The organism is Mycobacterium sp. 1245805.9 (assembly GCF_001672915.1).
In the GTDB taxonomy this organism is placed as follows: domain Bacteria; phylum Actinomycetota; class Actinomycetes; order Mycobacteriales; family Mycobacteriaceae; genus Mycobacterium.
In genome coordinates, this window is the sequence record NZ_LZKR01000119.1 from 1 (window position 1) to 23,118 (window position 23,118).

The 23,118-nt window shown below is 69.7% G+C and carries 28 protein-coding genes and 2 pseudogenes; 23 read left to right on the forward strand and 7 right to left on the reverse strand.

Annotation, left to right across the window (positions count from 1 at the left end):
- A partial coding sequence (locus tag A9X00_RS29985) for a siderophore-interacting protein (protein ID WP_369830760.1) occupies positions 1–167 on the reverse strand: 167 nt, incomplete at its 3' end.
- Here A9X00_RS29985 and A9X00_RS16470 point away from each other — a divergent pair.
- The 3 genes and pseudogenes from A9X00_RS16470 to A9X00_RS16480 form a co-directional block, all read left to right on the forward strand.
- Positions 150–500, forward strand: a pseudogene (locus tag A9X00_RS16470) (siderophore-interacting protein); the annotation flags it as partial. The gene A9X00_RS29985 and the pseudogene A9X00_RS16470 overlap by 18 nt on opposite strands.
- A gap of 7 nt (positions 501–507) precedes the next feature.
- Positions 508–1,671, forward strand: coding sequence for an alpha-hydroxy-acid oxidizing protein (locus A9X00_RS16475; RefSeq protein ID WP_067155408.1), 1,164 nt, complete (start codon positions 508–510; stop codon positions 1,669–1,671).
- A 32-nt stretch (positions 1,672–1,703) separates the two neighbouring features.
- A complete protein-coding gene (locus A9X00_RS16480; protein WP_067155411.1) occupies positions 1,704–2,606 on the forward strand; it encodes a tyrosine recombinase XerC in 903 nt (300 codons plus the stop codon).
- Positions 2,607–2,718: 112 nt separating this feature from the next.
- Here the strand turns inward: A9X00_RS16480 and A9X00_RS16485 are convergent.
- Positions 2,719–3,165: pseudogene (locus A9X00_RS16485) on the reverse strand (M23 family metallopeptidase); the annotation flags it as partial.
- 270 nt (positions 3,166–3,435) lie between these two features.
- On the opposite strand from A9X00_RS16485, the gene rpsB reads away from it, so the two are divergent.
- Genes rpsB through A9X00_RS16500 form a run of 3 tightly spaced genes read left to right on the forward strand, consistent with a single transcriptional unit; the run spans position 3,436 to position 6,538 of the window.
- Positions 3,436–4,275, forward strand: a complete 840-nt coding sequence (rpsB, locus tag A9X00_RS16490) for a 30S ribosomal protein S2 (protein WP_067155417.1) — start codon at positions 3,436–3,438, stop codon at positions 4,273–4,275.
- 1 nt (position 4,276) lies between these two features.
- Positions 4,277–5,104 carry a translation elongation factor Ts gene (gene tsf / locus A9X00_RS16495; RefSeq protein ID WP_067155420.1) on the forward strand — a complete coding sequence of 276 codons (828 nt, stop codon included), beginning with the start codon at positions 4,277–4,279 and terminating at the stop codon, positions 5,102–5,104.
- A 30-nt stretch (positions 5,105–5,134) separates the two neighbouring features.
- Positions 5,135–6,538 (forward strand): amidase, encoded by a 1,404-nt coding sequence (locus tag A9X00_RS16500; protein WP_067155423.1) that lies wholly within the window; start codon positions 5,135–5,137, stop codon positions 6,536–6,538.
- 84 nt (positions 6,539–6,622) lie between these two features.
- On the opposite strand, the gene A9X00_RS16505 is transcribed toward A9X00_RS16500, so the two are convergent.
- Positions 6,623–7,045 (reverse strand): MarR family winged helix-turn-helix transcriptional regulator, encoded by a 423-nt coding sequence (locus A9X00_RS16505; protein WP_067155426.1) that lies wholly within the window; start codon positions 7,043–7,045, stop codon positions 6,623–6,625.
- A gap of 97 nt (positions 7,046–7,142) precedes the next feature.
- On the opposite strand from A9X00_RS16505, the gene A9X00_RS16510 reads away from it, so the two are divergent.
- The 3 genes from A9X00_RS16510 to A9X00_RS29990 all read left to right on the forward strand — a co-directional run bounded on the left by A9X00_RS16510 (position 7,143) and on the right by A9X00_RS29990 (position 8,364).
- Positions 7,143–7,679 carry a DUF1360 domain-containing protein gene (locus A9X00_RS16510; protein WP_067155429.1) on the forward strand — a complete coding sequence of 179 codons (537 nt, stop codon included), beginning with the start codon at positions 7,143–7,145 and terminating at the stop codon, positions 7,677–7,679.
- Between the two features lie 14 nt (positions 7,680–7,693).
- Positions 7,694–8,107, forward strand: a complete 414-nt coding sequence (locus tag A9X00_RS16515; RefSeq protein WP_067155432.1) for a ChaB family protein — start codon at positions 7,694–7,696, stop codon at positions 8,105–8,107.
- Between the two features lie 92 nt (positions 8,108–8,199).
- The gene (locus A9X00_RS29990) at positions 8,200–8,364 is read left to right on the forward strand and encodes a DUF2795 domain-containing protein (protein WP_197515190.1); all 165 of its coding nucleotides are present in this window, start codon (positions 8,200–8,202) and stop codon (positions 8,362–8,364) included.
- 10 nt (positions 8,365–8,374) lie between these two features.
- Here A9X00_RS29990 and A9X00_RS16520 read toward each other — a convergent pair whose 3' ends face one another.
- Positions 8,375–9,214, reverse strand: coding sequence for an SDR family oxidoreductase (locus A9X00_RS16520; RefSeq protein WP_067155434.1), 840 nt, complete (start codon positions 9,212–9,214; stop codon positions 8,375–8,377).
- Between the two features lie 222 nt (positions 9,215–9,436).
- Between A9X00_RS16520 and A9X00_RS16525 the strand changes: the two genes are divergently transcribed.
- The gene (locus A9X00_RS16525; RefSeq protein ID WP_067155437.1) at positions 9,437–9,994 is read left to right on the forward strand and encodes an MPT63 family protein; all 558 of its coding nucleotides are present in this window, start codon (positions 9,437–9,439) and stop codon (positions 9,992–9,994) included.
- A 94-nt stretch (positions 9,995–10,088) separates the two neighbouring features.
- A complete protein-coding gene (locus A9X00_RS16530) occupies positions 10,089–11,024 on the forward strand; it encodes a lysophospholipid acyltransferase family protein (protein ID WP_067155439.1) in 936 nt (311 codons plus the stop codon).
- 29 nt (positions 11,025–11,053) lie between these two features.
- On the opposite strand, the gene A9X00_RS16535 is transcribed toward A9X00_RS16530, so the two are convergent.
- Complete coding sequence (locus A9X00_RS16535; protein WP_067155442.1) at positions 11,054–11,800, reverse strand: response regulator transcription factor; 747 nt, start codon at positions 11,798–11,800, stop codon at positions 11,054–11,056.
- A 244-nt stretch (positions 11,801–12,044) separates the two neighbouring features.
- Positions 12,045–12,281, reverse strand: coding sequence for a CsbD family protein (locus A9X00_RS16540; protein WP_066930240.1), 237 nt, complete (start codon positions 12,279–12,281; stop codon positions 12,045–12,047).
- 305 nt (positions 12,282–12,586) lie between these two features.
- Here A9X00_RS16540 and pyrH point away from each other — a divergent pair, with 305 nt between their 5' ends.
- The 8 genes from pyrH (at position 12,587) to A9X00_RS16580 (ending at position 18,885) form a co-directional block, all read left to right on the forward strand.
- Entirely contained in the window at positions 12,587–13,336 is a 750-nt protein-coding gene (gene pyrH, locus A9X00_RS16545; RefSeq protein WP_066930239.1) for a UMP kinase, read from the forward strand.
- A gap of 16 nt (positions 13,337–13,352) precedes the next feature.
- Positions 13,353–13,910: a ribosome recycling factor gene (gene frr / locus A9X00_RS16550; RefSeq protein WP_067014923.1), complete on the forward strand. Its 558-nt coding sequence runs from the start codon at positions 13,353–13,355 to the stop codon at positions 13,908–13,910.
- Between the two features lie 16 nt (positions 13,911–13,926).
- Positions 13,927–14,856, forward strand: coding sequence for a phosphatidate cytidylyltransferase (locus A9X00_RS16555; RefSeq protein ID WP_067155445.1), 930 nt, complete (start codon positions 13,927–13,929; stop codon positions 14,854–14,856).
- A 20-nt stretch (positions 14,857–14,876) separates the two neighbouring features.
- Positions 14,877–15,971, forward strand: coding sequence for a 23S rRNA (adenine(2503)-C(2))-methyltransferase RlmN (gene rlmN / locus A9X00_RS16560; RefSeq protein ID WP_067155448.1), 1,095 nt, complete (start codon positions 14,877–14,879; stop codon positions 15,969–15,971).
- A 157-nt stretch (positions 15,972–16,128) separates the two neighbouring features.
- Positions 16,129–16,635 (forward strand): protein disulfide oxidoreductase, encoded by a 507-nt coding sequence (locus tag A9X00_RS16565; RefSeq protein ID WP_067155451.1) that lies wholly within the window; start codon positions 16,129–16,131, stop codon positions 16,633–16,635.
- A gap of 4 nt (positions 16,636–16,639) precedes the next feature.
- Entirely contained in the window at positions 16,640–17,539 is a 900-nt protein-coding gene (locus A9X00_RS16570) for a cytochrome c biogenesis CcdA family protein (RefSeq protein ID WP_067155454.1), read from the forward strand.
- 4 nt (positions 17,540–17,543) lie between these two features.
- Complete coding sequence (locus A9X00_RS16575; RefSeq protein WP_067155457.1) at positions 17,544–18,047, forward strand: histidine kinase; 504 nt, start codon at positions 17,544–17,546, stop codon at positions 18,045–18,047.
- 31 nt (positions 18,048–18,078) lie between these two features.
- Positions 18,079–18,885 (forward strand): DUF4097 family beta strand repeat-containing protein, encoded by an 807-nt coding sequence (locus A9X00_RS16580; RefSeq protein WP_082975337.1) that lies wholly within the window; start codon positions 18,079–18,081, stop codon positions 18,883–18,885.
- Here the strand turns inward: A9X00_RS16580 and A9X00_RS31385 are convergent.
- A complete protein-coding gene (locus A9X00_RS31385) occupies positions 18,878–19,132 on the reverse strand; it encodes a DUF2631 domain-containing protein (protein WP_067155463.1) in 255 nt (84 codons plus the stop codon). The genes A9X00_RS16580 and A9X00_RS31385 overlap by 8 nt on opposite strands.
- A gap of 79 nt (positions 19,133–19,211) precedes the next feature.
- On the opposite strand from A9X00_RS31385, the gene dxr reads away from it, so the two are divergent.
- The 4 genes from dxr to A9X00_RS16605 form a co-directional block, all read left to right on the forward strand.
- Positions 19,212–20,384 (forward strand): 1-deoxy-D-xylulose-5-phosphate reductoisomerase, encoded by a 1,173-nt coding sequence (gene dxr / locus A9X00_RS16590; protein ID WP_067155466.1) that lies wholly within the window; start codon positions 19,212–19,214, stop codon positions 20,382–20,384.
- Complete coding sequence (locus A9X00_RS16595) at positions 20,381–21,595, forward strand: RIP metalloprotease (RefSeq protein WP_067155468.1); 1,215 nt, start codon at positions 20,381–20,383, stop codon at positions 21,593–21,595. Before dxr ends, A9X00_RS16595 begins: the two co-directional genes overlap by 4 nt.
- On the forward strand, positions 21,592–22,752 hold the full coding sequence (gene ispG / locus A9X00_RS16600; RefSeq protein WP_067155471.1) for a flavodoxin-dependent (E)-4-hydroxy-3-methylbut-2-enyl-diphosphate synthase: 1,161 nt from the start codon (positions 21,592–21,594) through the stop codon (positions 22,750–22,752). The genes A9X00_RS16595 and ispG overlap by 4 nt, the downstream gene beginning before the upstream one ends.
- 63 nt (positions 22,753–22,815) lie before the next feature.
- The coding region (locus A9X00_RS16605; protein ID WP_156772126.1) for a DUF4081 domain-containing protein at positions 22,816–23,118 on the forward strand (303 nt) is incomplete at its 3' end.

A 23,118-nucleotide genomic window follows, 5' to 3' on the forward strand; every position in this document is an offset into this window, starting at 1 on the left:
CGCCCGCCGCGGTAGACCCAGCTCACCTCGACGTTTTCCGGTGCGGTCAGCGGGATCTCGTCTTGCTGGCCGGCGACCTCGATGAACGCCTTGCCAACGGCGTTGGGAGGCAAGGCTTCCAGCGCCGTGGCGATGGCCGGGAGCGCCGACTCGTCGCCGGCCAGCAAGACGAGATCCCGCTGACCGCACCGGAAAACGTCGAGGTGAGCTGGGTCTACCGCGGCGGGCGCGCCGACCTGGTGCCCGAGGATCGCGCCGGTGATTTCGCGCCGCTGATCGAGGCGGTCACCACCGCCCTGTGGCTGCCCGGGCAGGTGCACGTGTTCATCCACGGCGAGGCGCAGACCGTCATGCACAACCTGCGGCCCTACATCCGCAAGGAGCGCGGCGTGGACGCCAAATGGGCGTCGTCGATCTCGGGTTACTGGCGGCGCGGCCGCACCGAGGAGACGTTCCGGCAGTGGAAAAAAGAGCTGGCCGAGGCGGAGGCGGGGACTTAACGCCGCCATGGCGCATTTCGGGGACTACCAGAACGAGATCTACCTGCAGGGCCTGGCCGGCGTGGTCCCGCAGTTTCCGATGGTGTTCTCCGAGTTGGAGGCCAAGGCCGCCGCCGCGCTGCCGCCGTCGGTCTGGTCCTACGTCGCGGGCGGGGCCGGTGACGAGCGCACGCAGCGCGCCAACTGCACGGCCTTCGAGGGCTGGGGCCTCATCCCGCGCATGTTCGTCGGCGCGGCCCAGCGCGATCTGTCCGTCGAGCTGTTCGGCATGACGCTGCCGTCGCCGGTCTTCATGGCGCCCATCGGGGTCATCGGCCTCTGTGCCCAGGACGGCCACGGCGACCTGGCCACGGCCCGCGCGGCCGCCCGCACGGGTGTGCCGATGGTGGCCTCGACCCTGACGGTCGACCCGATGGAAGACGTCGCCGCCGCCCTCGGCGACACGCCCGGCTTCTTCCAGCTCTACACGCCGACCGACCGCGACGCGGCCGCCAGCCTGGTGCACCGCGCCGAGGCGGCCGGTTTCAAGGGCATCGTCGTCACCCTCGACACCTGGGTCACCGGGTGGCGCCCGCGCGACCTGAGCACGTCGAACTTTCCCCAACTGCGCGGGCATTGCCTGGCCAACTACACCAGCGACCCGGTGTTCCGCGCCGGCCTGGCGCGGCCGCCCGAGGAGGACCCGCAGGGTGCGGTGCTGCGCTGGATACAGCTGTTCGGAAACGCGCTGACCTGGGATGACCTGCCGTGGCTGCGCTCGCTGACCGAGCTGCCGCTGCTGGTCAAGGGCATCTGCCATCCCGACGACGACCGGCGCGCCCGCGACGGCGGCGTCGACGGCATCTACTGCTCCAACCACGGCGGCCGGCAGGCCAACGGCGGCCTGCCCGCGATCGACTGCCTGCCCGGGGTGGTCGAGGCGGCCGGCGGGCTGCCCGTGCTGTTCGACTCGGGCATCCGCAGCGGCGCCGACATCATCAAGGCGCTGGCGCTGGGCGCCACCGCGGTGGGCATCGGCCGCCCGTACGCCTACGGCCTGGCTTTGGGCGGCGTCGACGGCGTCGTGCACGTGCTGCGCACCATGCTCGCTGAGGCCGACCTGATCATGGCCGTCGACGGCTATCCCACGCTGAAAGATCTCACCCCGGAAACGCTCCGGCGCGTCACCTGAGCCCTCCGCCCGCCGCCTGCGACCGTAAGGGCGTGGAGGCGATCCTCGAGGAGTTCGACCAGTACCTCGCGCTGCAATGCAACCGCTCGGCGCACACCCGTCGGGCATACCTTGGCGACCTGCGCTCGCTGTTCGCGTTCCTCGACGGGCCTCAAAACGAGGAGGGCATGGAAAGCCTCAGCCTGCCGGTCCTGCGGGCCTGGCTGGCCTCGGCCGCGGGGGCCGGCGCCGCCCGCACGACGCTGGCCCGCCGCACCTCGGCGGTCAAGGCGTTCACCGCTTGGGCGGTGCGCCGCGGCCTGCTCACCGCGGACCCCGCCGCCCGGCTGCAGGTACCCAAGGCGCACCGCACCCTGCCGTCGGTGCTGCGCCAGGACCAGGCCCTGCAGGCCATGGCGGCCGCGAAATCCGGTGCCCAACAAGGGGATCCGCTGGCCCTGCGGGACCGGCTGATCGTCGAGATGTTGTACGCCACCGGCATTCGGGTGAGCGAGCTGTGTGGCCTGGACGTCGACGACGTGGACACCCGGCATCGGCTGGTGCGCGTGCTCGGCAAGGGCAACAAGCAGCGCAGCGCGCCGTTCGGGGCGCCGGCCGCCGAGGCGCTGGACGCGTGGCTGGCCGATGGGCGTCCCGCCCTGGTGACCGCGGAGTCCGGGCCGGCGCTGCTGCTGGGCGCGCGCGGCCGGCGGCTCGACGTGCGCCAGGCCCGCACCGTCGTGCACCAGACCGTCGCCGCGGTCGACGGCGCGCCCGACATGGGACCGCACGGCCTGCGCCACAGCGCGGCCACCCACCTGCTCGAAGGCGGGGCCGACCTGCGGGTCGTCCAGGAGTTGCTCGGCCATTCCAGCCTGGCGACCACCCAGCTCTACACCCATGTCGCGGTGTCGCGGCTGCGGGCGGTGCACGACCAGGCCCACCCGCGGGCTTGAGTGTGAATCGACGGCGTCGCGCGTGAACCTCCGGCGGCGACACGCCGGGGCGGCCCGCGCTGAGCGCACACGCGAAGCCGTGGGCTCACACGCAAAAACCGCAGGCTCACCCGGTGAGCGGCTTCAACCGGATCGGCGTCGACTTCAGCAGCCCCAGCGGGTCGACGTACTCGGCGTTCGACGCCGGGCCCCACATCGCGCCCCAGTGCAGGCATGCCGCGGCCCGGCAGCCGGCGTGCCCCGCCACCAGCGCGCCGATCACCGTCTCCGCCGTCACCGCCTGGCCCACCCGCACGACGGCTTGGACCGGCTCGTAGCTGGTGTGCAGGCCGCCGGGATGGGCCAGCGACACCACCGGCCGGCCGGCCAGCACCCCGGCGAAGATCACGGTCGCCGGGCCGGCGGCGTACACCGGCTGGCCGGGATTCCCGGGGAGGTCGACGCCGCGGTGGCCGGGATTCCAGTCGGGCGAGGGCGCGTCGAATCCGCGGGCGACCGCCGGCGGCGGCCGCAGCGGCCAGTCCAGCCGCACATCGTCGGCGACCGCCGGCACCGCGCTGACCAGCCCTAGCATCAGCACCACCGCTGTCCACCGCACGGCACCAGTTCAGCGCCGCTTCGCTGATCGGGCCAGCCAGCGCTGTGGATAAAGCACCTGGCAAAGCGGTGTAAACTCCTTTCCGCGGTCCGTGTAAACGGGCTGACTTCGCGTGTCTGCACAACAACCGGATGCCGAGCGGTCCCGAATAAGGGTTCGACATCTCAGCAGGCGCCAGGGCCCGGCCTCACCCGATGCCGGGCGACAACCGACAACAAAGGAATGGCGGCAATGGCTGTCGTAACCATGAAGCAGCTGCTTGACAGCGGCACCCACTTCGGGCATCAGACCCGTCGCTGGAATCCCAAGATGAAGCGGTTCATCTTCACCGACCGCAACGGCATCTACATCATCGACCTGCAGCAGACGCTGACCTTCATCGACAAGGCGTACGAGTTCGTCAAGGAGACCGTCGCCCACGGTGGGTCGGTGCTGTTCGTCGGCACCAAGAAGCAGGCGCAGGAATCGGTCGCGGCCGAGGCGACCCGCGTCGGCATGCCGTACGTCAACCAGCGCTGGCTGGGCGGCATGCTCACCAACTTCTCCACGGTGCACAAGCGGCTGCAGCGCCTCAAGGAGCTCGAGGCGATGGAGCAGACCGGCGGCTTCGAGGGCCGCACCAAGAAGGAGATCCTGGGCCTGACCCGGGAGAAGAACAAGCTGGAGCGCAGCCTCGGCGGCATCCGCGACATGAACAAGGTGCCGTCGGCGATCTGGGTCGTCGACACCAACAAGGAGCACATCGCCGTCGGCGAGGCCCGCAAGCTGGGCATCCCCGTCATCGCGATCCTGGACACCAACTGCGACCCCGACGAGGTCGACTACCCGATCCCGGGCAACGACGACGCGATCCGCTCGGCGGCGCTGCTGACCAAGGTGATCGCGTCCGCGGTCGCCGAGGGCCTGCAGGCCCGCGCCGGCTTGGGCCGCGGCGACGGCAAGCCCGAGGCGGAGTCCGCCGAGCCGCTCGCGGAATGGGAGCAGGAGCTGCTGGCCTCCGCGACGACGACGGCCGCCACCACCGCCCCCACCGACGCGGGCGCACCCGAAACAACCCCCACGGAAGGCTGAAATGGCGAATTTCACCGCTGCCGATGTCAAGCGGCTTCGGGAGCTGACCGGCGCCGGCATGTTGGACTGCAAGAACGCGCTGGCCGAGACTGACGGCGACTTCGACAAGGCCGTCGAGGCGCTGCGGATCAAGGGCGCCAAGGACGTCGGCAAGCGCGCCGAGCGGGCCACGGCCGAGGGCCTCGTCGCGGCCAAGGGCGGCGCGCTCATCGAGCTCAACTCCGAGACCGACTTCGTCGCCAAGAACGCCGAGTTCCAGAAGTTGGCCAACGACGTGGTGGGCGCCGCGGCGTCCGCCCGGGCCACCGACGTCGACGCCCTGAAGGCGGCCAGCACCGGTGCGACGACGGTCGAGCAAGCCATCGCCGACCTGTCGGCCAAGATCGGCGAGAAGCTTGAGCTGCGCCGCGTCGCGTTCTTCGACGGCACCGTCGAGACCTACCTGCACAAGCGCGCGGCGGACCTGCCGCCCGCGGTCGGCGTGCTGGTTGAATACGAGGGCGGCGGAAGCGCCGCAGAAAAAGAAGCCGCACACGCCGTCGCGCTGCAGATCGCCGCGCTCAAGGCGCGCTACCTGTCCCGCGACGACGTGCCCGAGGAGGTCGTGGCCAGCGAGCGCCGCATCGCCGAGGAGACCGCCAAGGCCGAGGGCAAGCCGGAGCAGGCGCTGCCCAAGATCGTCGAGGGCCGGCTCAACGGTTTCTTCAAGGACTCGGTGCTGCTCGAGCAGCCGTCGGTGTCCGACAACAAGAAGACCGTCAAGGCCCTGCTCGACGAGGCCGGCGTCACCGTGACGCGGTTCGTTCGCTTCGAGGTGGGCCAGGCCTAGCCACATAGCGCGAGCAGCTAGCGTCGTGTCATGCGACGCGTGCACGCTTTCGGAGACGATGCCCTCGGTGATCTCGACGCGGTCGGCCTGGCCGACGCCTTAAGGGCCGGCTCGGTCGGGAGAGCCGAGGTCATCGAGGCCGCCATCGCGCGCACCGAGGCCGTCGACCCGGCCCTTAATGGCCTGGCTTACGCGGCGTTCGACCAGGCGCGGGCCGCCGCGTCGGCCGCCCCGCCCGACGGCTTCTTTGGCGGCGTCCCGACGTTCATCAAGGACAACATCGACATCGCGGGCCAGCCGACGATGCACGGCACCGACGCGTGGACGCCGTGGAACGCCACCGTCGACAGCGAGGTCACCCGGGTGTTTCTCGACATCGGGCTGACACCCGTCGGCAAGACGCAGTTGTCGGAGTTCGGCTTCAGCGCGGCCGCCGAGCATCCGCGCCTGGGTCCGGTCCGCAACCCGTGGGACACCGACTACAGCGCGGGCGCCTCGTCGTCGGGATCCGGCGCGTTCGTGGCCGCGGGGGTGGTGCCGATCGCGCACGCCAACGACGGTGGCGGCTCGATCCGTATCCCGGCGGCCTGCAACGGGCTGGTTGGGCTGAAGCCGTCGCGCGGCCGGTTGCCGCTGGACGTGCACCTGCGCCGGATGCCGGTGGGCGTCGTCGCCAACGGCGTGGTGACGCGCTCGGTGCGCGACACGGCGGCGTTCTACCGCGAGGCCGAGCGCGCCTGGCGCAACCCCAAGCTGGCGCCGGTCGGCGACGTGACCGGGCCCGGCCGGCAGCGGCTGCGGATCGCCGTGCTGACCCGATCGGTGCAACGGGACAGCAGCCCGCAGGTGCGGGAGCTGACGCTCAAGTCGGCCGCGCTGCTCGAGGAGCTGGGCCACCGCGTCGAACACATCGACGAGCCGCCGGTGGCGGCCAGCTTCGTCGACGACTTCGTGCTGTATTGGGGTTTCCTGGCGCTGGCGCAGGTCCGCGGCGGCCCGCGGATGTTCGGCAAGACGTTCGACCGCACGCGGCTGGACGGCCTGACCCTGGGCCTGGAGCGGCACTGCGTCCGCAACCTGCACCGGCTGCCGCTGGCCATCCTGCGCCTGCGCGGGGCTCGGCGGCGGACCGCGCGGTTCTTCGGCACCCACGACGCGGTGCTCACGCCTACCCTCGCCGACGAGACGCCTCGCATCGGGCACCTGGCGCCCACCGACTACCACCAGGTCATCGCGCGGCTGATCGACTGGGTCTCGTTCACCCCGCTGCAGAACGTCACCGGCGAGCCGGCGATCTCGCTGCCGCTCGCGCAGTCCGCCGACGGCATGCCGGTGGGCATGATGCTCTCGGCCGACATCGGCCAGGAATCGCTGCTGCTGGAGCTGGCCTACGAACTCGAGGAAGCCCGCCCGTGGGCTCGCATCCAGGCGTAGCGCTAGCTTGATGGCGACGACCCGTCCCCCAGCTCCGCGGGGGTACCCCCAGCGCCCGGCTTCGCCGCCCTCGCGATCGGCGCGTCAGTCGGATCCGAGCTTTTCGAGCGTGCGCTTGAACTCCCGCCGCTGCGCCTCGGTCAGCTTGCTCAATACCCGGGCGTCGGCGGTCCGGACCGCGGCTTCCGCGCGCTTCAGCAGCGCGCGGCCCTGAACCGTCAGCGTGGCCGGTAACGCCCGGCCCGAGGAAACCGACGCCGGCCGTTCCACCGCGCCGACGTCTTGCAGCCCGCGCAGCACGGTGTTCATCGCCTGCGGTGTGACGTTCGTGTGCCGGGACAATTCCGCGCTGGACATGCCCGGGTTCATCGAAAGGATGCGCATGCAAACGAATTCGGGCAGGGTCAGGCCCAGGGGACCGAGCACCGCGGAAACCTCCGGCCGCAGCACGGCTTGCACCCGGTACAGCAGGTAACCGAGCGGAGCGTCTTCAACCTGACCACCCATGTCAGCGATCTTGACATATCCCGGGCACGCCGCCGCGGACGTCGGCCGGTGCGGCCCCGTCGTGATTTTCCCGGGCCCAAAGGGGTAACCCACGCCCATGGGCGAAGCAACCGAAGTTACCGAACGGGTGGCCGAACGCGCGCGGCGCGAGGCCGACACGTACCGCGGGGACAACCCCCGACCGCTGGAGGGCTACTCCGTGGTCCTGGGCATCTACGGCCTGTTGGTCGCGCTCACCGGCGTTTTGGCCGCGGCGACCGGGCGCAGGCTGCCGCAGCGCTGGAGCCTGCAGGACCTCGTCACCGTCACAATCGGCACCCACAAGCTGTCGCGCACGATCTCCAAGGACGCGGTCACCAGCCCCTTGCGGGCCCCCTTCGCGCACTACGCGGGTTCGGGCGGCCCGGCCGAGGTGATGGAGGAAACCCGGCACAGCAGCGCGCTGCGCCACAGCCTCGGCGAGCTCGTGACCTGCCCCTTCTGCCTCGACATGTGGGTGGCCACCGGGTTCGTCATCGGGCTGATCTTCGCGCCGAGGTTGACCCGCCTGATTGCGGGAACCTTCACAGCCCTGGCCGGCGCGGACTTCCTGCAGCTCGCCTACGCCAAGGCGCAGCAGATCACCGAGGGCTGACACGAGGAGGAGCGATGCCCAAGACCACGAAGGGCGGCGCGCCGAAGCAGGGCGAATTGCCGAGCACCCTGCAGCGTTCCGACGCCAAAGCGCAACGCACGTTCGCCAAGAGCCACGACTCGGCGGCCGAGCAATACGGCGACGAGGAGCGCGCCCACCGGGTGGCCTACTCGGCGCTCAAGCACAGCTTCGAAAAGGTCGGCGACCACTGGGAGCCCAAGGAGGAGAAGGGGCCGTCGGACGAGCTGGCCGAGGGGGGCGGCCCGCGTAACACCGGCCGCTCGGCCGAGGGCGTCGACGCCAACGCCAGCAAGACGCACCTGCTCGACGTTGCGCGCCGCCTCAACGTGCGCGGCCGGTCGTCGATGAGCAAATCGGAGCTCGTCGACGCGATCGTGAAGGAAAACCGGCGGGTGCGCGGCCGCTGAATTCGGCGTGTTTAGGCCGACATTCGCTGGGCATCCCGAGAGCCATGGTCGCGTCTACTACCCGCAGTCAACTCCGAAAGTGCCTCAACGACGTGGACTTTCCGGCCAACAAGCAAGACCTGCTCGACGCCGCCGACCGCAACGGCTGCGACGACGACACCGTCCGCGCGCTGCGCGGCATCCCGCCCGAGACCTACAACAACGTGGGCCAGGTCGCGGCTTCGGTGACCATCGCCGACGAATACCGCGGTCCCTGAGCGCGATTCACTACAGAATCGGCCGGCCGCCGGTCACCGCCACCCGGGCCCCGGAGATGTAACTCGCGTCGTCGGAGGCCAGCAGCACGTAGACGGGCGCCAGCTCCGCCGGCTGGCCGGCGCGCCCCAGCGGCACGTTGTCCCCGAAGGATTCCACGCTGTCCGGCGGCATCGTCGACGGGATCAGCGGCGTCCAGATCGGGCCCGGGGCCACGCTGTTGACACGGATTCCCTTGTCGCCCAACAGCTGTGCCAGGCTCGCCGAAAAGTTCGCGATGGCCGCCTTGGTCGCCGCGTAGGGCGCCAGGGTGGGGTTGGGCGTGTCGGAGTTGACCGAGGAACTGCCGATGATCGACGAGCCAGGCCGCATGTGCGGCAGCGCCGCCTTGGCGAGGTAGAAGTAGGCGCCGACGTTGAGCCGGAAGGTGTAGTCCCATTCCTCGTCGCTGATCTCCTCGAGGTCCTTGTGCATCATCTGGTAGGCGGCGTTGTTGACGAGGATGTCGACGCCGCCTAATTCCTTTACCGCCCGGTCGACGACGGCGCGGCAGTGGGCCGGGTCGGACAGGTCGCCGGGGACCAGCACGCACTTGCGTCCCGCGTCTTCGACATAGCGGGCCACGTCGCGCGCGTCGTCGTCCTCGTTGAGGTAGGAGATGAGCACGTCGGCGCCTTCGCGGGCAAACGCGATGGCGACCGCGCGGCCGATCCCGCTATCGCCGCCGGTGACGATCGCCTTTTTGCCGGTCAGTTTTCCCGAACCCCGGTAACTTTTTTCGCCGCAGTCCGGAATCGGCTTCATTTCAGACTGCAGGCCCGGAACTTTTTGTTGCTGAGCCGGAAAGCTCATTGCCGCTTCCCCTTTCGAGTGATATCAGGTGAGTTCTTGGCTGCGGCTACCCCATGCCGCCGTAAATAATCACCGCAGGCGACAAACCAATGAGGCCCATGTGGTTTCTGTGGCTCGAAAAGCGCTGCGGCGCATTCATTTGTGTTTAGCGGCGGAACCAAAGGGTTATGCGAGGCCCAGTGGGTATCGCCCTGCGTGGGTGTTAGACACGAAAGGAAAACCATGAAGGTCACCACAACGGCCCTAAAGAGTGCAATTGCTGCCGGCGGTATGGCCGCTGCGGGCCTATTGGCGGCAGCAACCGCTTCCGCTGCGCCCAACATCCAGGGGTTCGGCACCAGCGAACAGCTCGTCGACGGGCCCATGATCACCAACTACACGGTGAGCAACCTGCAGCCGAGCAACGTTTCGATTCCCGGCTACACCCCCAAGGGGACGCTGTACCAGGCCGACATCACGGCCAGGTCGGACGCCGGGATCGTCACCCCGATGGTCAAGGACTTCAGCGCCCGCGGGCCCAACGGTCAGACTTACAAGCTGATCGACAAGCCCGGCGCCCCGGGCAGTTTGAACCCGGCGCCGATCCCGCAGGGCCAAGAGTCGACCGGAACGCTGTACTTCGACGTGACCGGCGCGCCCCCGAACGGCGTCGTCTACAACGACGGATTGCAGGACATCCTGATCTGGACGTCGAACGTGCCTGGCGGCGCGGCTCCGGGCGTCCCGCCGAACGCGAGCCCGGCACCGGGCCAGCCGCCCGCCCCGGCGCCGCACACCTGATCCGGTTGCAAACATCTCCCCGCGCTACCCCGATAGCGCGGGGAGATTTGCGTACGCGCGAATCCCCAGCGCCGGAATCGGGTATCCGAAACCCATGAGTAACCCCGATCACAGACCAGCGGAAGTACGTGCGCAAGCGAAGCTCCACGCCAGGCGGGCGCGGGTCACCATGGACGAGCGGCGCAGCCGGCAGGACGGCGGTATCAGCGGCTGGCTCGCCAAGCGCGCCGGCGAATGGGACCTCAGCGGGCAGGACGAAGCCACCATGCAGCGCCAGAAGTTTTTCTGGAATGTGCTGGTGGACTACTGGTTCCGCATGGAGATCGACGGCTGGGAGAACATCCCTGAGCCGCCGGTTCTGTTGGTGGGCATCCACTCGGGCGCCCCGTTCGTCTGGGACGCCTGGACCGTGGGCCTGCAATGGTGGCGGCGTTTCGGCGAGGACCGCCCGCTGCACGGCACGGCGCACGACGCGTTGATGGCCATCCCGCTGTTCGGGCGGTACTTCCGGTGCATGGGCGTGCTGCCCGCCGCGCCGGACGCCATCGCCACCGCGTTGGCGGAGGGCCGCGACGTGGCGCTGTGGCCCGGCGGGGAAGTGGACTCGCTGCGACCGTGGCGCGAACGCGATCGCGCCAACCTGGCGGGCCGAAAGGGCTTCGTGAAAATGGCGATTCGCGCCGGGGTGCCGATCGTGCCGATCGCGACCGTCGGCGGCGCCGACGCCATGCCGGTGCTGATCCGCGGCGACCGGCTGTCCAAGGCGCTCAAGCTCGACCGGGTGCTGCGGCTCAAGGTGTTCCCGCTGGCGGTCTCGCTGCCGTGGGGGATCGCTCCGGCGGCGCTGCCCCAACTGCCGCTGCCGGCCAAGATCAGGACCCGCTTCATGCCGGCCGTTGAGCTCGACCATGATCCCGCGCGCGCCGACGACGACGAGTACATCGACCGCAAGTACCAAGAGGTCGAAGACACCATCCAGGATGGCATGGACGCGCTGGCGCGCAAGCGGGCATTACCGCTGTTTGGCTGATTCGCCGCGAAAGCCGCTGCGCGGCAGGGCTATTGAGCGACGGGATCCGTCGCCGGCCGCGCGGTCGACGTCCAGACGGGGGTCAGCGTCGCGCCGCTGACGATCCATTGCGGTTGCGGCGGAGTGGGCGCCATGTAACCGACGCCGCGGACCGTGTCGATCATCGATTCGTGTTCCGGGCCGAGCTTGGCGCGCAGGCGCCGCACGTGAACGTCGACCGTCCGGACCCGGCCGTTGCAGTCGTAACCCCACACCTCGTGCATCAGCCGGGTGCGCGTGAACGCCCGGCCGGCATGTTGCACAAGGAAATTCAACAACTTGAACTCGGTGAGCGTCAGGCCCAGGTCCTCGCCGTTCAGCGTGCCCGTGAAGCTGGCCGGGTGCAGCACGAGGTCGCCGAATTTCAGGCTGCCGTCCATCGCGCTGCGCCGGCGCGAGATCGCCAGCCGCAGCCGGGCCTGCAGTTCGTCGGCCCCGGCGGCGGGCAGCAGCACGTCGTCGAAGTGCCAGTCCACGTCCACCGCCACGAAGTCCGTTGGCGTCACCACGGCAACCACCGCGATGGACGGTGCGTCGGCCGTCAGCCGCCGGCAGGCGGCCCTGGCCGCGTCGAGGTCGGTGCGCGCGTCGATGATCGCGACGTCGGCGCTGCCGCGGTGCCCGTCGACGTGGCCGGTCAGGGGGGCGCGCCGCACGGTCTGGGTGAACGACCTCAGGTTGGGCAGGGCCGATTCGAAATCGACTGCATCGGTAAGTAGTAGAACTTCCAACGACATCTCCAAACTCGTGAGTTTGTCATCGCCCCCCACCCGTAGGCACCTCACGGTGAGATGTCTGCCAGCGCAGCGCTGAGTACCCCATTCAGAGCAGATCCAAGCAAAGTTTATTGCGCGTGTGCACAGGATCAAGATTCTGCCCCGGAAAGCCGATGGGTCCGGCCCGTTTTCACGGACCGGACCCTGGAATGTCAATGGGTCCGGCCCGCTGGCGCGGACCGGACCCATCTTTCAGCGACGAGCTCTACTGATTGGCCTTCTGACGCTCCTCGGCCGCCTCGGCGCCGCCGCGAGCGGCCTCCGCCTGCGCTTCCTTCTTCGCCGCGTCGCGCTGGGCTTCCGCCTTGTCCTGCTGGGCCTCGCCCTCGCGCGTGAGGTCGTCCCGACCGGTCACCGCGCCGACTGCTTCCTTGGCCTTGCCCTTGACGTCCTCGACGACGCCCTTAACGGCTTCGGCAGGTCCTGATTTGTTGTCCGCCATGGATCTGTTCCTCCTCATTGGCGTGCATGGTTGAGCGATTCCCGCTCAACGCCGACCGCCCAAGCGATCGGCCCCGTCACACGGCGAGGCTTGGCCCTTATTCTCAAGACCGTCGGTTAGCCCCCCGCGTTGGTGCGGATTCCCCGCCCCGCCGCTCGCCCAAACATCCGACAGCCGAAGGAAATCGCCAACTGCGCAGATAATGCACCCCGCCGACGCAACATTGTGCTGCGATGAGGCAGGATGTGAAATGCCGTTCCGGATGAGAGTGCGCCCCGGGATGGCACTCTCATGCGAGGAGTCTGATGACGGAGCCGACGAATGGGGCTTCCGGCCAGCCGGAGAGCCGATCCAAGTACTCGAGGGTGTTGCTCAAGCTCGGCGGTGAAATGTTCGGCGGCGGCCAGGTGGGCCTGGACCCCGACGTGGTGGCGCAGGTTGCCCGCCAGATCGCGGAGGTGGTCCGCGGCGGCGTCCAGGTCGCGGTGGTGATCGGCGGCGGGAACTTCTTCCGTGGCGCGCAGCTCCAGCAGCGCGGCATGGAGCGCACCCGGTCGGACTACATGGGCATGCTCGGCACCGTCATGAACAGCCTCGCCCTGCAGGATTTCCTGGAAAAGGAGGGCATCGTCACGCGCGTCCAGACCGCGATCACCATGGGTCAGGTCGCCGAGCCCTACCTGCCGCTGCGCGCCGTGCGCCACCTGGAAAAGGGCCGGGTGGTGATCTTCGGCGCCGGCATGGGCCTGCCGTACTTCTCCACCGACACCACGGCCGCGCAGCGGGCGCTGGAGATCGGCGCCGAGGTGGTCTTGATGGCCAAGGCGGTCGACGGCGTGTTCTCCGCCGATCCGCGGCACCACCCCGAGGCCGAGCTGATCACCGCGATCAGCCATCGCGAGGTCATCGATCGCGGGCTGCGCGTGGCCGATGCCACGGCGTTCAGCCTGTGCATGGACAATGGCATGCCGATCCTGGTGTTCAACCTGCTGACTAACGGGAATATCGCTCGTGCGGTCGCTGGTGAGAAGATCGGAACACTGGTCACCACCTGAGGGGAAGACGCGGAAAATGATCGACGAGGCTCTCTTCGACGCGGAAGAGAAAATGGAAAAGGCCGTATCCGTAGCCCGCGACGACCTGTCCACCATCCGAACCGGTCGCGCCAACCCGGGCATGTTCAACCGGATCGTCATCGACTACTACGGCACTAACACGCCGATCACGCAGTTGGCCAGCATCAACGTCCCCGAGGCGCGTCTCGTGGTCATCAAGCCCTACGAGACCAGCCAGCTGCATGCCATCGAGACGGCGATCCGCAACTCCGACCTGGGGGTCAATCCGACCAACGACGGCACCTTGATCCGTGTGGCGGTGCCGCAGCTCACCGAGGAGCGCCGCCGCGAGCTGGTCAAGCAGGCCAAACACAAGGGGGAAGAGGCCCGCGTGTCGGTGCGCAACATCCGTCGCAAGGCGATGGAGGAGCTGCACCGGATCCGCAAGGACGGCGAGGCCGGCGAGGACGAGGTCGGCCGGGCCGAGAAGGACTTGGACAAGACCACCCATCAGTACGTCACACAGATCGATGAGCTGGTCAAGCACAAAGAAGGCGAGCTGCTGGAGGTCTAGCGGCCGCTCAGCAATCATGTCCGTGGCAACCACCGGCGCAGGCACTCCGCCCGACGAGCCCGCGCGTCCGCCGAAGAACCCCACGCAGCGGTCGTCCACCAAGACGTCGCGGGCGGGGCGCGACCTGCGCGCCGCGATCGCCGTGGGCGTCAGCATCGGCGCCGTTCTCGTCGTGACGCTGATCTTCGCCCCGCACGTGTGGGTGCTCTACTGCGCCGGGGCCATTCTGGTGGCCAGCCACGAGGTGGTACGCCGGCTGCGCGAGGCCGGCTACGTCATCCCGCTCATCCCGCTGCTGATCGGCGGGCAGGTCACCGTGTGGCTGACGTGGCCCTTCCACGCCGCCGGCGCGCTGGCCGGCTTCGCGGCGACCGTGGTGGCCTGCAACGTCTGGCGGCTGTTCATGCAGGACAACAGCCACCAGCCCGAGCCGTTCGCCGGATCGCCGTCGGCGAACTACCTGCGCGACGCGTCCGCCACGGTCTTCCTGGCCGCCTGGGTCCCGCTGTTCGCCTCCTTCGCCGCGCTGCTGGTCTACCCGAAGGACGGCGCCGGACGGGTGTTCTGCCTGATGATCACCGTCGTCGCGTCCGACGTGGGGGGCTATGCCGTGGGCGTGCTGCTGGGCAAGCACCCGATGGTCCCGGCGATCAGCCCGAAGAAGTCCTGGGAGGGGTTGGTCGGATCGCTGGTCTTCGGCATCACCGCCGCGATCCTGACCGCGACCTTCCTGGCCGAGAAGCCGTTGTGGATCGGCGCGCTGCTGGGCGTCGTCCTCGTGATGACCTGCACGCTGGGCGACCTGGTCGAGTCACAGGTGAAGCGCGACCTCGGCATCAAGGACATGGGCCGACTGCTGCCCGGCCACGGCGGTCTGATGGATCGCCTCGACGGCGTCCTGCCGTCGGCCGTCGCGGCGTGGATCGTGCTCACCCTGGTGCCCTAACCCGGGATACTGGACAGGTCATGGTCCAACAATTGGTGTTCACCGAGCCGCGCCCGAGCAAGCCGCCGCGGCACCTGGCCGACCTCGACGCCGCCGGCCGCGCGTCGGCAGTCGCGGAGCTGGGCCTGCCGGCTTTTCGCGCCAAGCAGCTCGCGCACCAGTACTACGGGCGGCTGATCGCCGACCCGCGGGAGATGACCGACCTGCCGGCGGCCGTGCGCGACGTGATCGCCGAGGCGATGTTCCCCACCCTGCTCACCGCGGCCGCCGAAGTCACCTGCGATGCCGGGCAGACGCGAAAGATGTTGTGGCGGGCCCTCGACGGCGCCACCGTCGAGTCGGTGTTGATGCGCTACCCGGACCGCAACACGGTGTGCATCTCGTCGCAGGCCGGCTGCGGCATGGCGTGCCCGTTCTGCGCCACCGGCCAGGGCGGCCTGACCCGGAACCTCTCCACCGCCGAGATCCTCGAGCAGGTGCGCGCCGGCGCGGCGGAGCTGCGCGACGAGTTCGGTGACCGGCTGTCGAACGTGGTCTTCATGGGCATGGGGGAGCCGCTGGCGAACTACAACCGGGTGCTGGCCGCGGTGCGGCGCATCACGGAGGCGCCGCCGCAGGGCTTCGGGATTTCGGCGCGCTCCGTGACGGTGTCCACCGTTGGCCTGGTCCCCGCGATCCGCAAACTCGCCGACGAGCGGCTCGGGGTCACCCTGGCGCTGTCGTTGCACGCGCCCGACGACGAACTGCGCGACACGCTCGTCCCGGTCAACAACCGGTGGAAGATCGCCGAGGCCCTCGACGCGGCCCGCTACTACGCCGACGTGACCGGCCGGCGGGTATCGATCGAGTACGCGCTGATCCGCGACGTCAACGACCAGCCCTGGCGGGCCGACCTGCTGGGCAAGCGGCTGCACGGCGCGCTCGGCCCGCTGGTGCACGTGAACCTCATCCCGCTCAACCCCACCCCGGGCAGCGACTGGGACGCCAGCCCGAAGGCGGTGGAGCGCGAGTTCGTCCGGCGGGTGCGATCGAAGGGCGTCTCCTGCACGGTGCGCGACACGCGCGGGCGCGAGATCAGCGCCGCCTGTGGACAGCTGGCCGCGGAGGGCAGCTAGCGCCGAGCGTGAAGCTGTGGCGGGTGTCCGTCGAGTTTTTCTCAGTGGCTTCACGCTCGGCGATACGGGGCCCGGCCGGCGACCCGCCGCCGCAAAGGGTGAACCGCGAAGGCGTCCACCGCGTCTCTTAGGCATAACCAGCAAACGAGGTGATGCCATGATGTTCCGGCTCTTGACTCCGCTCAAGCTCTTTGCCGCGGCGCTTTTCGCCGCCGCCCTGATATTCGGGCTCGCCGACGCGCCACGCTCGGCGGCCGCCGACGACCGCCTGCAATTCAGCGCCACCACGCTCAGCGGTGCGCCGTTCAACGGCGCCAGCCTGCAGGGCAAACCGGCGGTGCTGTGGTTCTGGACGCCGTGGTGCCCGTTCTGCAACGCCGAGGCCCCCGGCGTCAGCCAGGTGGCCGCCGCCAATCCCGGCGTCACCTTCGTCGGCGTCGCGGCGCATTCCGACGTGGGGGCGATGCAGAACTTCGTCTCCAAGTACAACCTGAATTTCACCAACCTCAACGACGCCAACGGCTCGATCTGGGCCCGCTACAACGTGCCCTGGCAGCCGGCCTGGGTGTTCTACCGGGCCGACGGCAGCTCGACGTTCGTGAACAACCCCACCGCGGCCATGCCCCAGGACGAGCTGGCCGGCCGGGTGGCCGCGCTGCGCTGACCCCGTGGATGGCGGTCTGGTCGGTCTGGCGTTCGCCGCCGGATTGGTCGCGGCGCTGAACCCGTGCGGGTTCGCCATGCTGCCCGCGTACCTGCTCCTCGTGGTGCGCGGGCAGGACGCCCAACGGCGCGGCCTGGCCCCGGTCGGCCGCGCGGTCGCGGCGACGGTCGGCATGGCCCTCGGCTTCCTGACGGTGTTCGGGTTGTTCGGCGCGCTGACCATATCGGCGGCCTCGACCGTGCAGCGATACCTGCCGTACGCGACCGTGGTCATTGGCATTGTGCTTGTCGCGCTTGGCATTTGGCTGCTGTCGGGCCGGGAGTTGACGGCACTGACGCCACGCCGGCTGGGACCGCGGTGGGCGCCGACGGTGCGGCTGGGCTCCATGTACTCCTACGGCGTCAGCTATGCGATCGCGTCGCTGTCCTGCACGATCGGGCCCTTCCTGGCGGTCACGGCCGCCGGCTTCCGGGGCGGGTCGCTGGCCACCGGCGCGTCGGTCTACCTCGCGTACGTCGCGGGCCTGACGCTGGTGGTGGGCGTCCTCGCCGTCGCCGCCGCGACGGCGAGTTCGGCGCTGGCCGACCGGCTGTGCCGCGCCCTGCCGTTCGTCAACCGGATCGGGGGCGCGCTGCTGGTGCTGGTCGGGCTGTACGTCGGCTACTACGGCGTCTACGAGCTGCGCCTGTTCAACACGAACGCCAGCCCCGACGACGTGGTGATCCGCTCCGCCGGCCGCCTGCAGGGGGCGCTGGCCGGCTGGGTGCACCAACACGGCGTCCTGCCCTGGGCGGTGGCCCTCGTCGCCCTGGTGGCCGGCGCGTTCGTCGCCGCGCGGCGCCGGCGGATCCGCCGCCCGCATCATCGCGACACTTGCAGCGACATCAAAATGGTGTCACCATGACACCATGGATCTGCAACCCTACGTCGACGCCGTGCGCCGGGAGCTGCTCGTCGCCGCCTCGGCCGCCGGCGCGGAAGCACAGGAGCTCGCCGAGCGACTGAGCGCGCCGTTGGAGTCGGCGATGCGGCTGGCGCTGCTGGAAGCCCTGTCGGCCGCGGCCGAGGAGATCACCGGCGAGCTGGCGCCCGCGTCCGTCGAAGTCCGGCTGCGCGGCCGGGACCCCGAGTTCATCGTCAGCGGTTCGGTCGACGAAGGCCCCGACGACAGCGCGTTCGTCGCGCAATACGACGACGACGGCGGCGGCACCTGGCGGGTCACGCTGCGCCTGCCCGAGGGGCTGCGCTCGGCGGTCGAGTCGGCCGCCCGCAGGGACGGGGCGTCGCTGAACGGGTGGCTGGTACGCGCGGCCGCCATGGCCAGCCAGGGCGAGGGTCCGGCCGCGACCAAGACCGGTTCCGTCCGCTCCGGCCGAACGTCCGGCCACCGCGTGACCGGCTGGGTGCGCTGACACCACCGAATACACACCGAAGGAGATCAGAATGCCGACGTTTGCCACCCCCAAGCCGATCGCGGTGAGCATCGAGGTGAGGAACGGTTCGGTCCGGCTCGTGGCCACCGACCGCGCCGACACCGTCGTCGAGGTGCGGCCCCGCGACGAATCGCGCAGCGCCGACGTCTCGGCCGCCGAGCAGACCCGCGTGGACTTCCGCGACGGCAAGCTCGTCGTGTCCGGCGCCAGGCGTGCGTCGACGCATTTTCGGGACGCCGCCGTCGACATCGACATCGCGCTGCCCTCGCGCTCGCGGCTGCACGCGTCGCTGGGGTCGGCCGATCTGCGCGCCGAGGGTGAGTTCGGCGACGTCCGGGCCGCGTCGGCCAGCGGCAACGTCGAGGTCGATTCGGTGACGGGAAAGTTCAAGGGCGCCAGCGCATCCGGGTCCATCGCCGTGCACGTGGTGGCCGGCGGCGCGTCGATCGCCACCGCCTCGGGCGATGCGACGGTCGGGGACCTGGACGGCGACCTGAAGTTCAAGGCCGCCAGCGGCTCGCTCACCATCGACCGGCTGAGCGGCTACGTGAAGTCGCGGACCGCCTCGGGATCGGTCGATGTCGCGACCGCCGTCCGGGGTGGTGTGTCGGCCCACGCCAGCAGCGGGGACGTCACGGTCGGCATCGCCGAGGGCACCGCGGTCCGGCTGGACATCGTCACGGGATCGGGCGTCGTCAGCAGCGACCTGGAGCCGTCGGACGGGCCGCAGCAGGGCGACGAAAAGTTCGCCCTAACCGTGCGCAGCGGCTCGGGGGACGTGAGGATCCGCCGGATGAAGCCGGCGACGGCTACCTGATCCAGCCGCGGCGGCGGCCCCACACGTCGCGCACCAGCACGGCGAGCGTGAGGACGGCAAAGCCGATCAGGAACCAGTTCTCGACGTGGCCGACGTGGTTGCCCCACATCATGGCCAGCAGGAATCCGACGATGAACACCCCGAGCGCGTGCCAGGTGCGGACGTTGATCTTGCTCCACCCCCAGGCTGCCGACGGCACCTCGGCGACGTCGACGCCGTTGTAGTGCTCCACCTCGGTACTGGCCACGGCGAATTCCCCTTCGTGATCGGCTGGTAGGAGAGATTCTGGCACATCCACCGCGCGACCGAACGGGCACAATGAGTGAGTGACTAACGCGACTGCCGGGGCGCGCCTGCGCGTGCTGGTGCTGGGCAGCACCGGCTCGATCGGCACCCAGGCGCTGGAGGTCATCGCGGCCAACCCCGACCGGTTCGAGGTGGTCGGCCTGGCCGCCGGGGGCGCCAACCCCGACGCCCTGGCACGTCAGCGCGCCGAGACCGGCGTCACCAACATCGCCGTCGCCGACGAGCGTGCCGCCGCGCGGGTCGGGGAGGTTCCCTACAGCGGCCCGGAGGCGGTCACCCGGCTGGTCCAGGAGACCGAGGCCGATGTCGTCCTCAACGCCCTGGTCGGCGCGCTGGGCCTGCGCCCGACGCTGGCCGCGCTCGATTCCGGGGCCCGGCTGGCGCTGGCCAACAAGGAATCGCTGATCGCCGGCGGGCCGCTGGTGTTGCGGGCGGGGCGGCCGGGCCAGATCGTGCCCGTCGACTCCGAGCATTCCGCGCTGGCCCAGTGCCTGCGCGGCGGCGCGGCGGACGAGGTCGCCAAGCTGGTGCTGACCGCCTCGGGCGGCCCGTTCCGCGGCTGGGCCGCCGCCGAGCTCGAGGCCGTCACGCCCGAGCAGGCGGGCGCCCACCCGACCTGGTCGATGGGCCCGATGAACACGCTGAACTCGGCATCGCTGGTCAACAAGGGGCTCGAGCTCATCGAAACCCACCTGCTGTTCGGCATCGACTACGACCGGATCGACGTCGTCGTGCACCCCCAGTCGATTGTTCATTCGATGGTCACCTTCGTCGACGGCTCGACGATCGCCCAGGCCAGCCCGCCGGACATGAAGCTGCCCATCTCGCTGGCGTTGGGCTGGCCCGACCGGGTGCCCGGCGCCGCCCCCGCCTGCGACTTCACCACCGCGTCTAGCTGGGAATTCGAGCCGCTGGACAACGACGTGTTCCCCGCCGTCGAGCTGGCCCGGCACGCCGGTCAGACCGGTGGCTGCATGACCGCCGTGTACAACGCGGCCAACGAGGAAGCGGCCGAGGCGTTCCTGCAGGGACGGATCGGATTCCCCGCGATCGTCCGCACCATCGCCGAGGTACTGCGCGCTGCCGACCAATGGGCCGTGGAACCCGCTACCGTGGATGAGGTACTGGACGCGCAGCGCTGGGCACGTGAGCGAGCGCAGCGCGCTGTCAGAAAGGTCCTGGCAACCCGATGATGTTCGCAATCGGCATTGTGCTGTTCGCGCTCGCCATCCTGATCTCGGTGGCCCTGCACGAGTGCGGCCACATGTGGGTCGCGCGTGCCACCGGCATGAAGGTGCGGCGCTATTTCGTCGGCTTCGGGCCCACGCTGTGGTCGACCCGGCGCGGCGAGATCGAGTACGGCATCAAGGCCGTCCCGCTCGGCGGCTTCTGTGACATCGCCGGGATGACCCCGGTCGAGGACCTCGAGCCCGACGAGGCCGACCGCGCCATGTACAAGCAGGCGACCTGGAAGCGGGTGGCCACGCTGTTCGCGGGCCCGGGCATGAACTTCGTCATCTGCCTGGTCCTGATCTACGGCATCGCGCTGGTCTGGGGGCTGCCCAACCTGCACCCGCCCACCAAGGCCATCGTCGGCGAAACCGCTTGCGTCGCACCGGAAACCGCGCCGGGCAAGCTCGGCAACTGCACCGGGGCCGGTCCGGCGGCGGCCGCCGGGATCCGGCCCGGCGACGTCGTCGTCAAGGTCGGCGACACCCCCGTGTCCACGTTCGAGGACATGGCCGCCGCGGTGCGCAAGCTGCACGGCACCGTTCCCGTCGTCGTCGAACGCGACGGCACCACCATCACCACGTACGTCGACGTCACCCCCACCCAGCGCTTTTTGACCAAGGGTGGCAAGGGCCAGCCCGAGGCCGCCACCGTCGGCGCCATCGGGGTCGGGACCGTCCGGGTGGCGCCGACGCACTACAACGTCCTGTCGGCCATTCCGGCCACCTTCGCATTCGCCGGCGACCTGACCGTCGAGGTGGGCAAGGCGCTGGTGACCATCCCGACGAAGGTCGGTGCGCTGGTGCACGCCATCGGCGGCGGACAACGCGACCCGGGAACGCCGATGAGCGTCGTCGGCGCCAGCATCATCGGCGGCGACACCGTCGACCACGGGTTGTGGGTGGCGTTCTGGTTCTTCCTGGCGCAGCTGAACCTCATCCTGGGCGCCATCAACCTGGTGCCGCTGCTGCCGTTCGACGGCGGCCACATCGCGATCGCGGTATTCGAGAAGATCCGCAACCTGATCCGGTCGGCGCGCGGCATGGTCGCGGCCGCGCCGGTGAACTACCTCAAGCTCATGCCCGCCACGTACGTGGTGCTGGTGTTCGTGGTCGGCTACATGCTGCTGACCGTGACCGCCGACCTCGTCAACCCGATCAGGCTGTTCCAGTGACCATCGGCCTCGGCATACCGGACGCCCCACCCCCCACGCTCTCGCCCCGCCGCAAGACGCGCCAACTGATGGTCCGCGACGTCGGCGTCGGCAGCGACCACCCGATCTCGGTGCAGTCGATGTGCACCACCAAGACGCACGACGTCAACACGACCCTGCAGCAGATCGCCGAGCTGACCGCCGCGGGCTGCGACATCGTGCGCGTCGCCTGCCCGCGCCAGGAGGACGCCGACGCGCTGGCCGAGATCGCGCGGCACAGCCAGATCCCGGTGATCGCCGACATCCACTTCCAGCCGAAGTACATCTTCGCTGCCATCGACGCCGGCTGCGCCGCGGTGCGGGTGAACCCCGGCAACATCAAGGAATTCGACGGCCGGGTCGGCGAGGTCGCCAAGGCCGCGGCGGCGGCCGGCATCCCGATCCGCATCGGCGTCAACGCCGGCTCGCTGGACAAGCGGTTCATGGAGAAGTACGGCAAGGCCACCCCCGAGGCGCTGGTCGAGTCCGCGCTGTGGGAGGCCTCGCTGTTCGAGGAGCACGGCTTCGGCGACATCAAGATCAGCGTCAAGCACAACGACCCCGTCGTGATGGTCGCCGCCTACGAGCAGCTGGCCGCCCAGTGCGACTACCCGCTGCACCTCGGCGTCACCGAGGCCGGCCCGGCGTTCCAGGGCACCATCAAGTCGGCGGTCGCGTTCGGCGCGCTGCTGTCGCGGGGCATCGGGGACACCATCCGGGTGTCGTTGTCGGCGCCGCCGGTCGAAGAGGTCAAGGTCGGCATCCAGATCCTCGAGTCGCTGAACCTGCGGCCCCGCGGCCTCGAGATCGTGTCCTGCCCGTCGTGCGGTCGCGCGCAGGTCGACGTCTACACGCTGGCCAACGCGGTCACCGCCGGCCTGGACGGGCTCGACGTGCCGCTGCGGGTGGCCGTGATGGGCTGCGTCGTCAACGGGCCGGGCGAGGCCCGCGAGGCCGACCTGGGTGTCGCGTCGGGAAATGGCAAGGGGCAGATCTTCGTTCGCGGCGAGGTGATCAAGACCGTGCCGGAGGCCCAGATCGTCGAGACGCTGATCGAGGAGGCCATGCGGTTGGCGTCGGAAATGGGTACCGATCCGGGAACAGAACCGAGCGGTTCGCCGATTGTGACCGTAAGCTGATAGGGGCCCACGCCCCGCTCTGTTTTTAAGATCGCCAGTTCGTCACCACAGAGAGTTTCCCCGATGTCGGCTCCGCCCATCTTTCGCCTTGTCGGCGAGCGGCGGGTGTCCGTGGTGCGCGACGCCGCCGCGGTGTGGCGGGTGCTCAACGACGACCCGGTCGGCTCGTGCATGGTCGCGGCCCGGGTGGCCGACCACGGCATCGAACCCAATTCGATCGGCGGGGAACTGTGGACGCGCCGCGGCCCCGACGAGTCGCTGTGCTTCGCCGGCGCCAACCTCATCCCGCTGCGCGGCGGACCGGCCGACCAGCGAGGAACAGCGTCGCGTCGCGCTCATCGCCTCGTCGGCGAAGGCGTTCAGGTC

Bases quoted from the DNA above. Each gene is read 5' to 3' on its own strand.
- A9X00_RS16500 (WP_067155423.1), top strand. From the start codon at position 5,135: ATGCGACGCGTGCACGCTTTCGGAGACGATGCCCTCGGTGATCTCGAC.
- A9X00_RS16555 (WP_067155445.1), top strand. From the start codon at position 13,927: ATGTCCGTGGCAACCACCGGCGCAGGCACTCCGCCCGACGAGCCCGCG.
- rpsB (WP_067155417.1), top strand. From the start codon at position 3,436: ATGGCTGTCGTAACCATGAAGCAGCTGCTTGACAGCGGCACCCACTTC.
- frr (WP_067014923.1), top strand. From the start codon at position 13,353: ATGATCGACGAGGCTCTCTTCGACGCGGAAGAGAAAATGGAAAAGGCC.
- A9X00_RS16525 (WP_067155437.1), top strand. From the start codon at position 9,437: ATGAAGGTCACCACAACGGCCCTAAAGAGTGCAATTGCTGCCGGCGGT.
- A9X00_RS16580 (WP_082975337.1), top strand. From the start codon at position 18,079: ATGCCGACGTTTGCCACCCCCAAGCCGATCGCGGTGAGCATCGAGGTG.
- rlmN (WP_067155448.1), top strand. From the start codon at position 14,877: ATGGTCCAACAATTGGTGTTCACCGAGCCGCGCCCGAGCAAGCCGCCG.
- tsf (WP_067155420.1), top strand. From the start codon at position 4,277: ATGGCGAATTTCACCGCTGCCGATGTCAAGCGGCTTCGGGAGCTGACC.
- pyrH (WP_066930239.1), top strand. From the start codon at position 12,587: ATGACGGAGCCGACGAATGGGGCTTCCGGCCAGCCGGAGAGCCGATCC.
- A9X00_RS16515 (WP_067155432.1), top strand. From the start codon at position 7,694: ATGCCCAAGACCACGAAGGGCGGCGCGCCGAAGCAGGGCGAATTGCCG.
- A9X00_RS16530 (WP_067155439.1), top strand. From the start codon at position 10,089: ATGAGTAACCCCGATCACAGACCAGCGGAAGTACGTGCGCAAGCGAAG.
- A9X00_RS16505 (WP_067155426.1), bottom strand. From the start codon at position 7,045: ATGGGTGGTCAGGTTGAAGACGCTCCGCTCGGTTACCTGCTGTACCGG.
- A9X00_RS16520 (WP_067155434.1), bottom strand. From the start codon at position 9,214: ATGAGCTTTCCGGCTCAGCAACAAAAAGTTCCGGGCCTGCAGTCTGAA.
- A9X00_RS16575 (WP_067155457.1), top strand. From the start codon at position 17,544: ATGGATCTGCAACCCTACGTCGACGCCGTGCGCCGGGAGCTGCTCGTC.
- A9X00_RS16540 (WP_066930240.1), bottom strand. From the start codon at position 12,281: ATGGCGGACAACAAATCAGGACCTGCCGAAGCCGTTAAGGGCGTCGTC.
- A9X00_RS16565 (WP_067155451.1), top strand. From the start codon at position 16,129: ATGATGTTCCGGCTCTTGACTCCGCTCAAGCTCTTTGCCGCGGCGCTT.
- A9X00_RS16595 (WP_067155468.1), top strand. From the start codon at position 20,381: ATGATGTTCGCAATCGGCATTGTGCTGTTCGCGCTCGCCATCCTGATC.
- A9X00_RS16475 (WP_067155408.1), top strand. From the start codon at position 508: ATGGCGCATTTCGGGGACTACCAGAACGAGATCTACCTGCAGGGCCTG.
- A9X00_RS16535 (WP_067155442.1), bottom strand. From the start codon at position 11,800: ATGTCGTTGGAAGTTCTACTACTTACCGATGCAGTCGATTTCGAATCG.
- A9X00_RS16510 (WP_067155429.1), top strand. From the start codon at position 7,143: ATGGGCGAAGCAACCGAAGTTACCGAACGGGTGGCCGAACGCGCGCGG.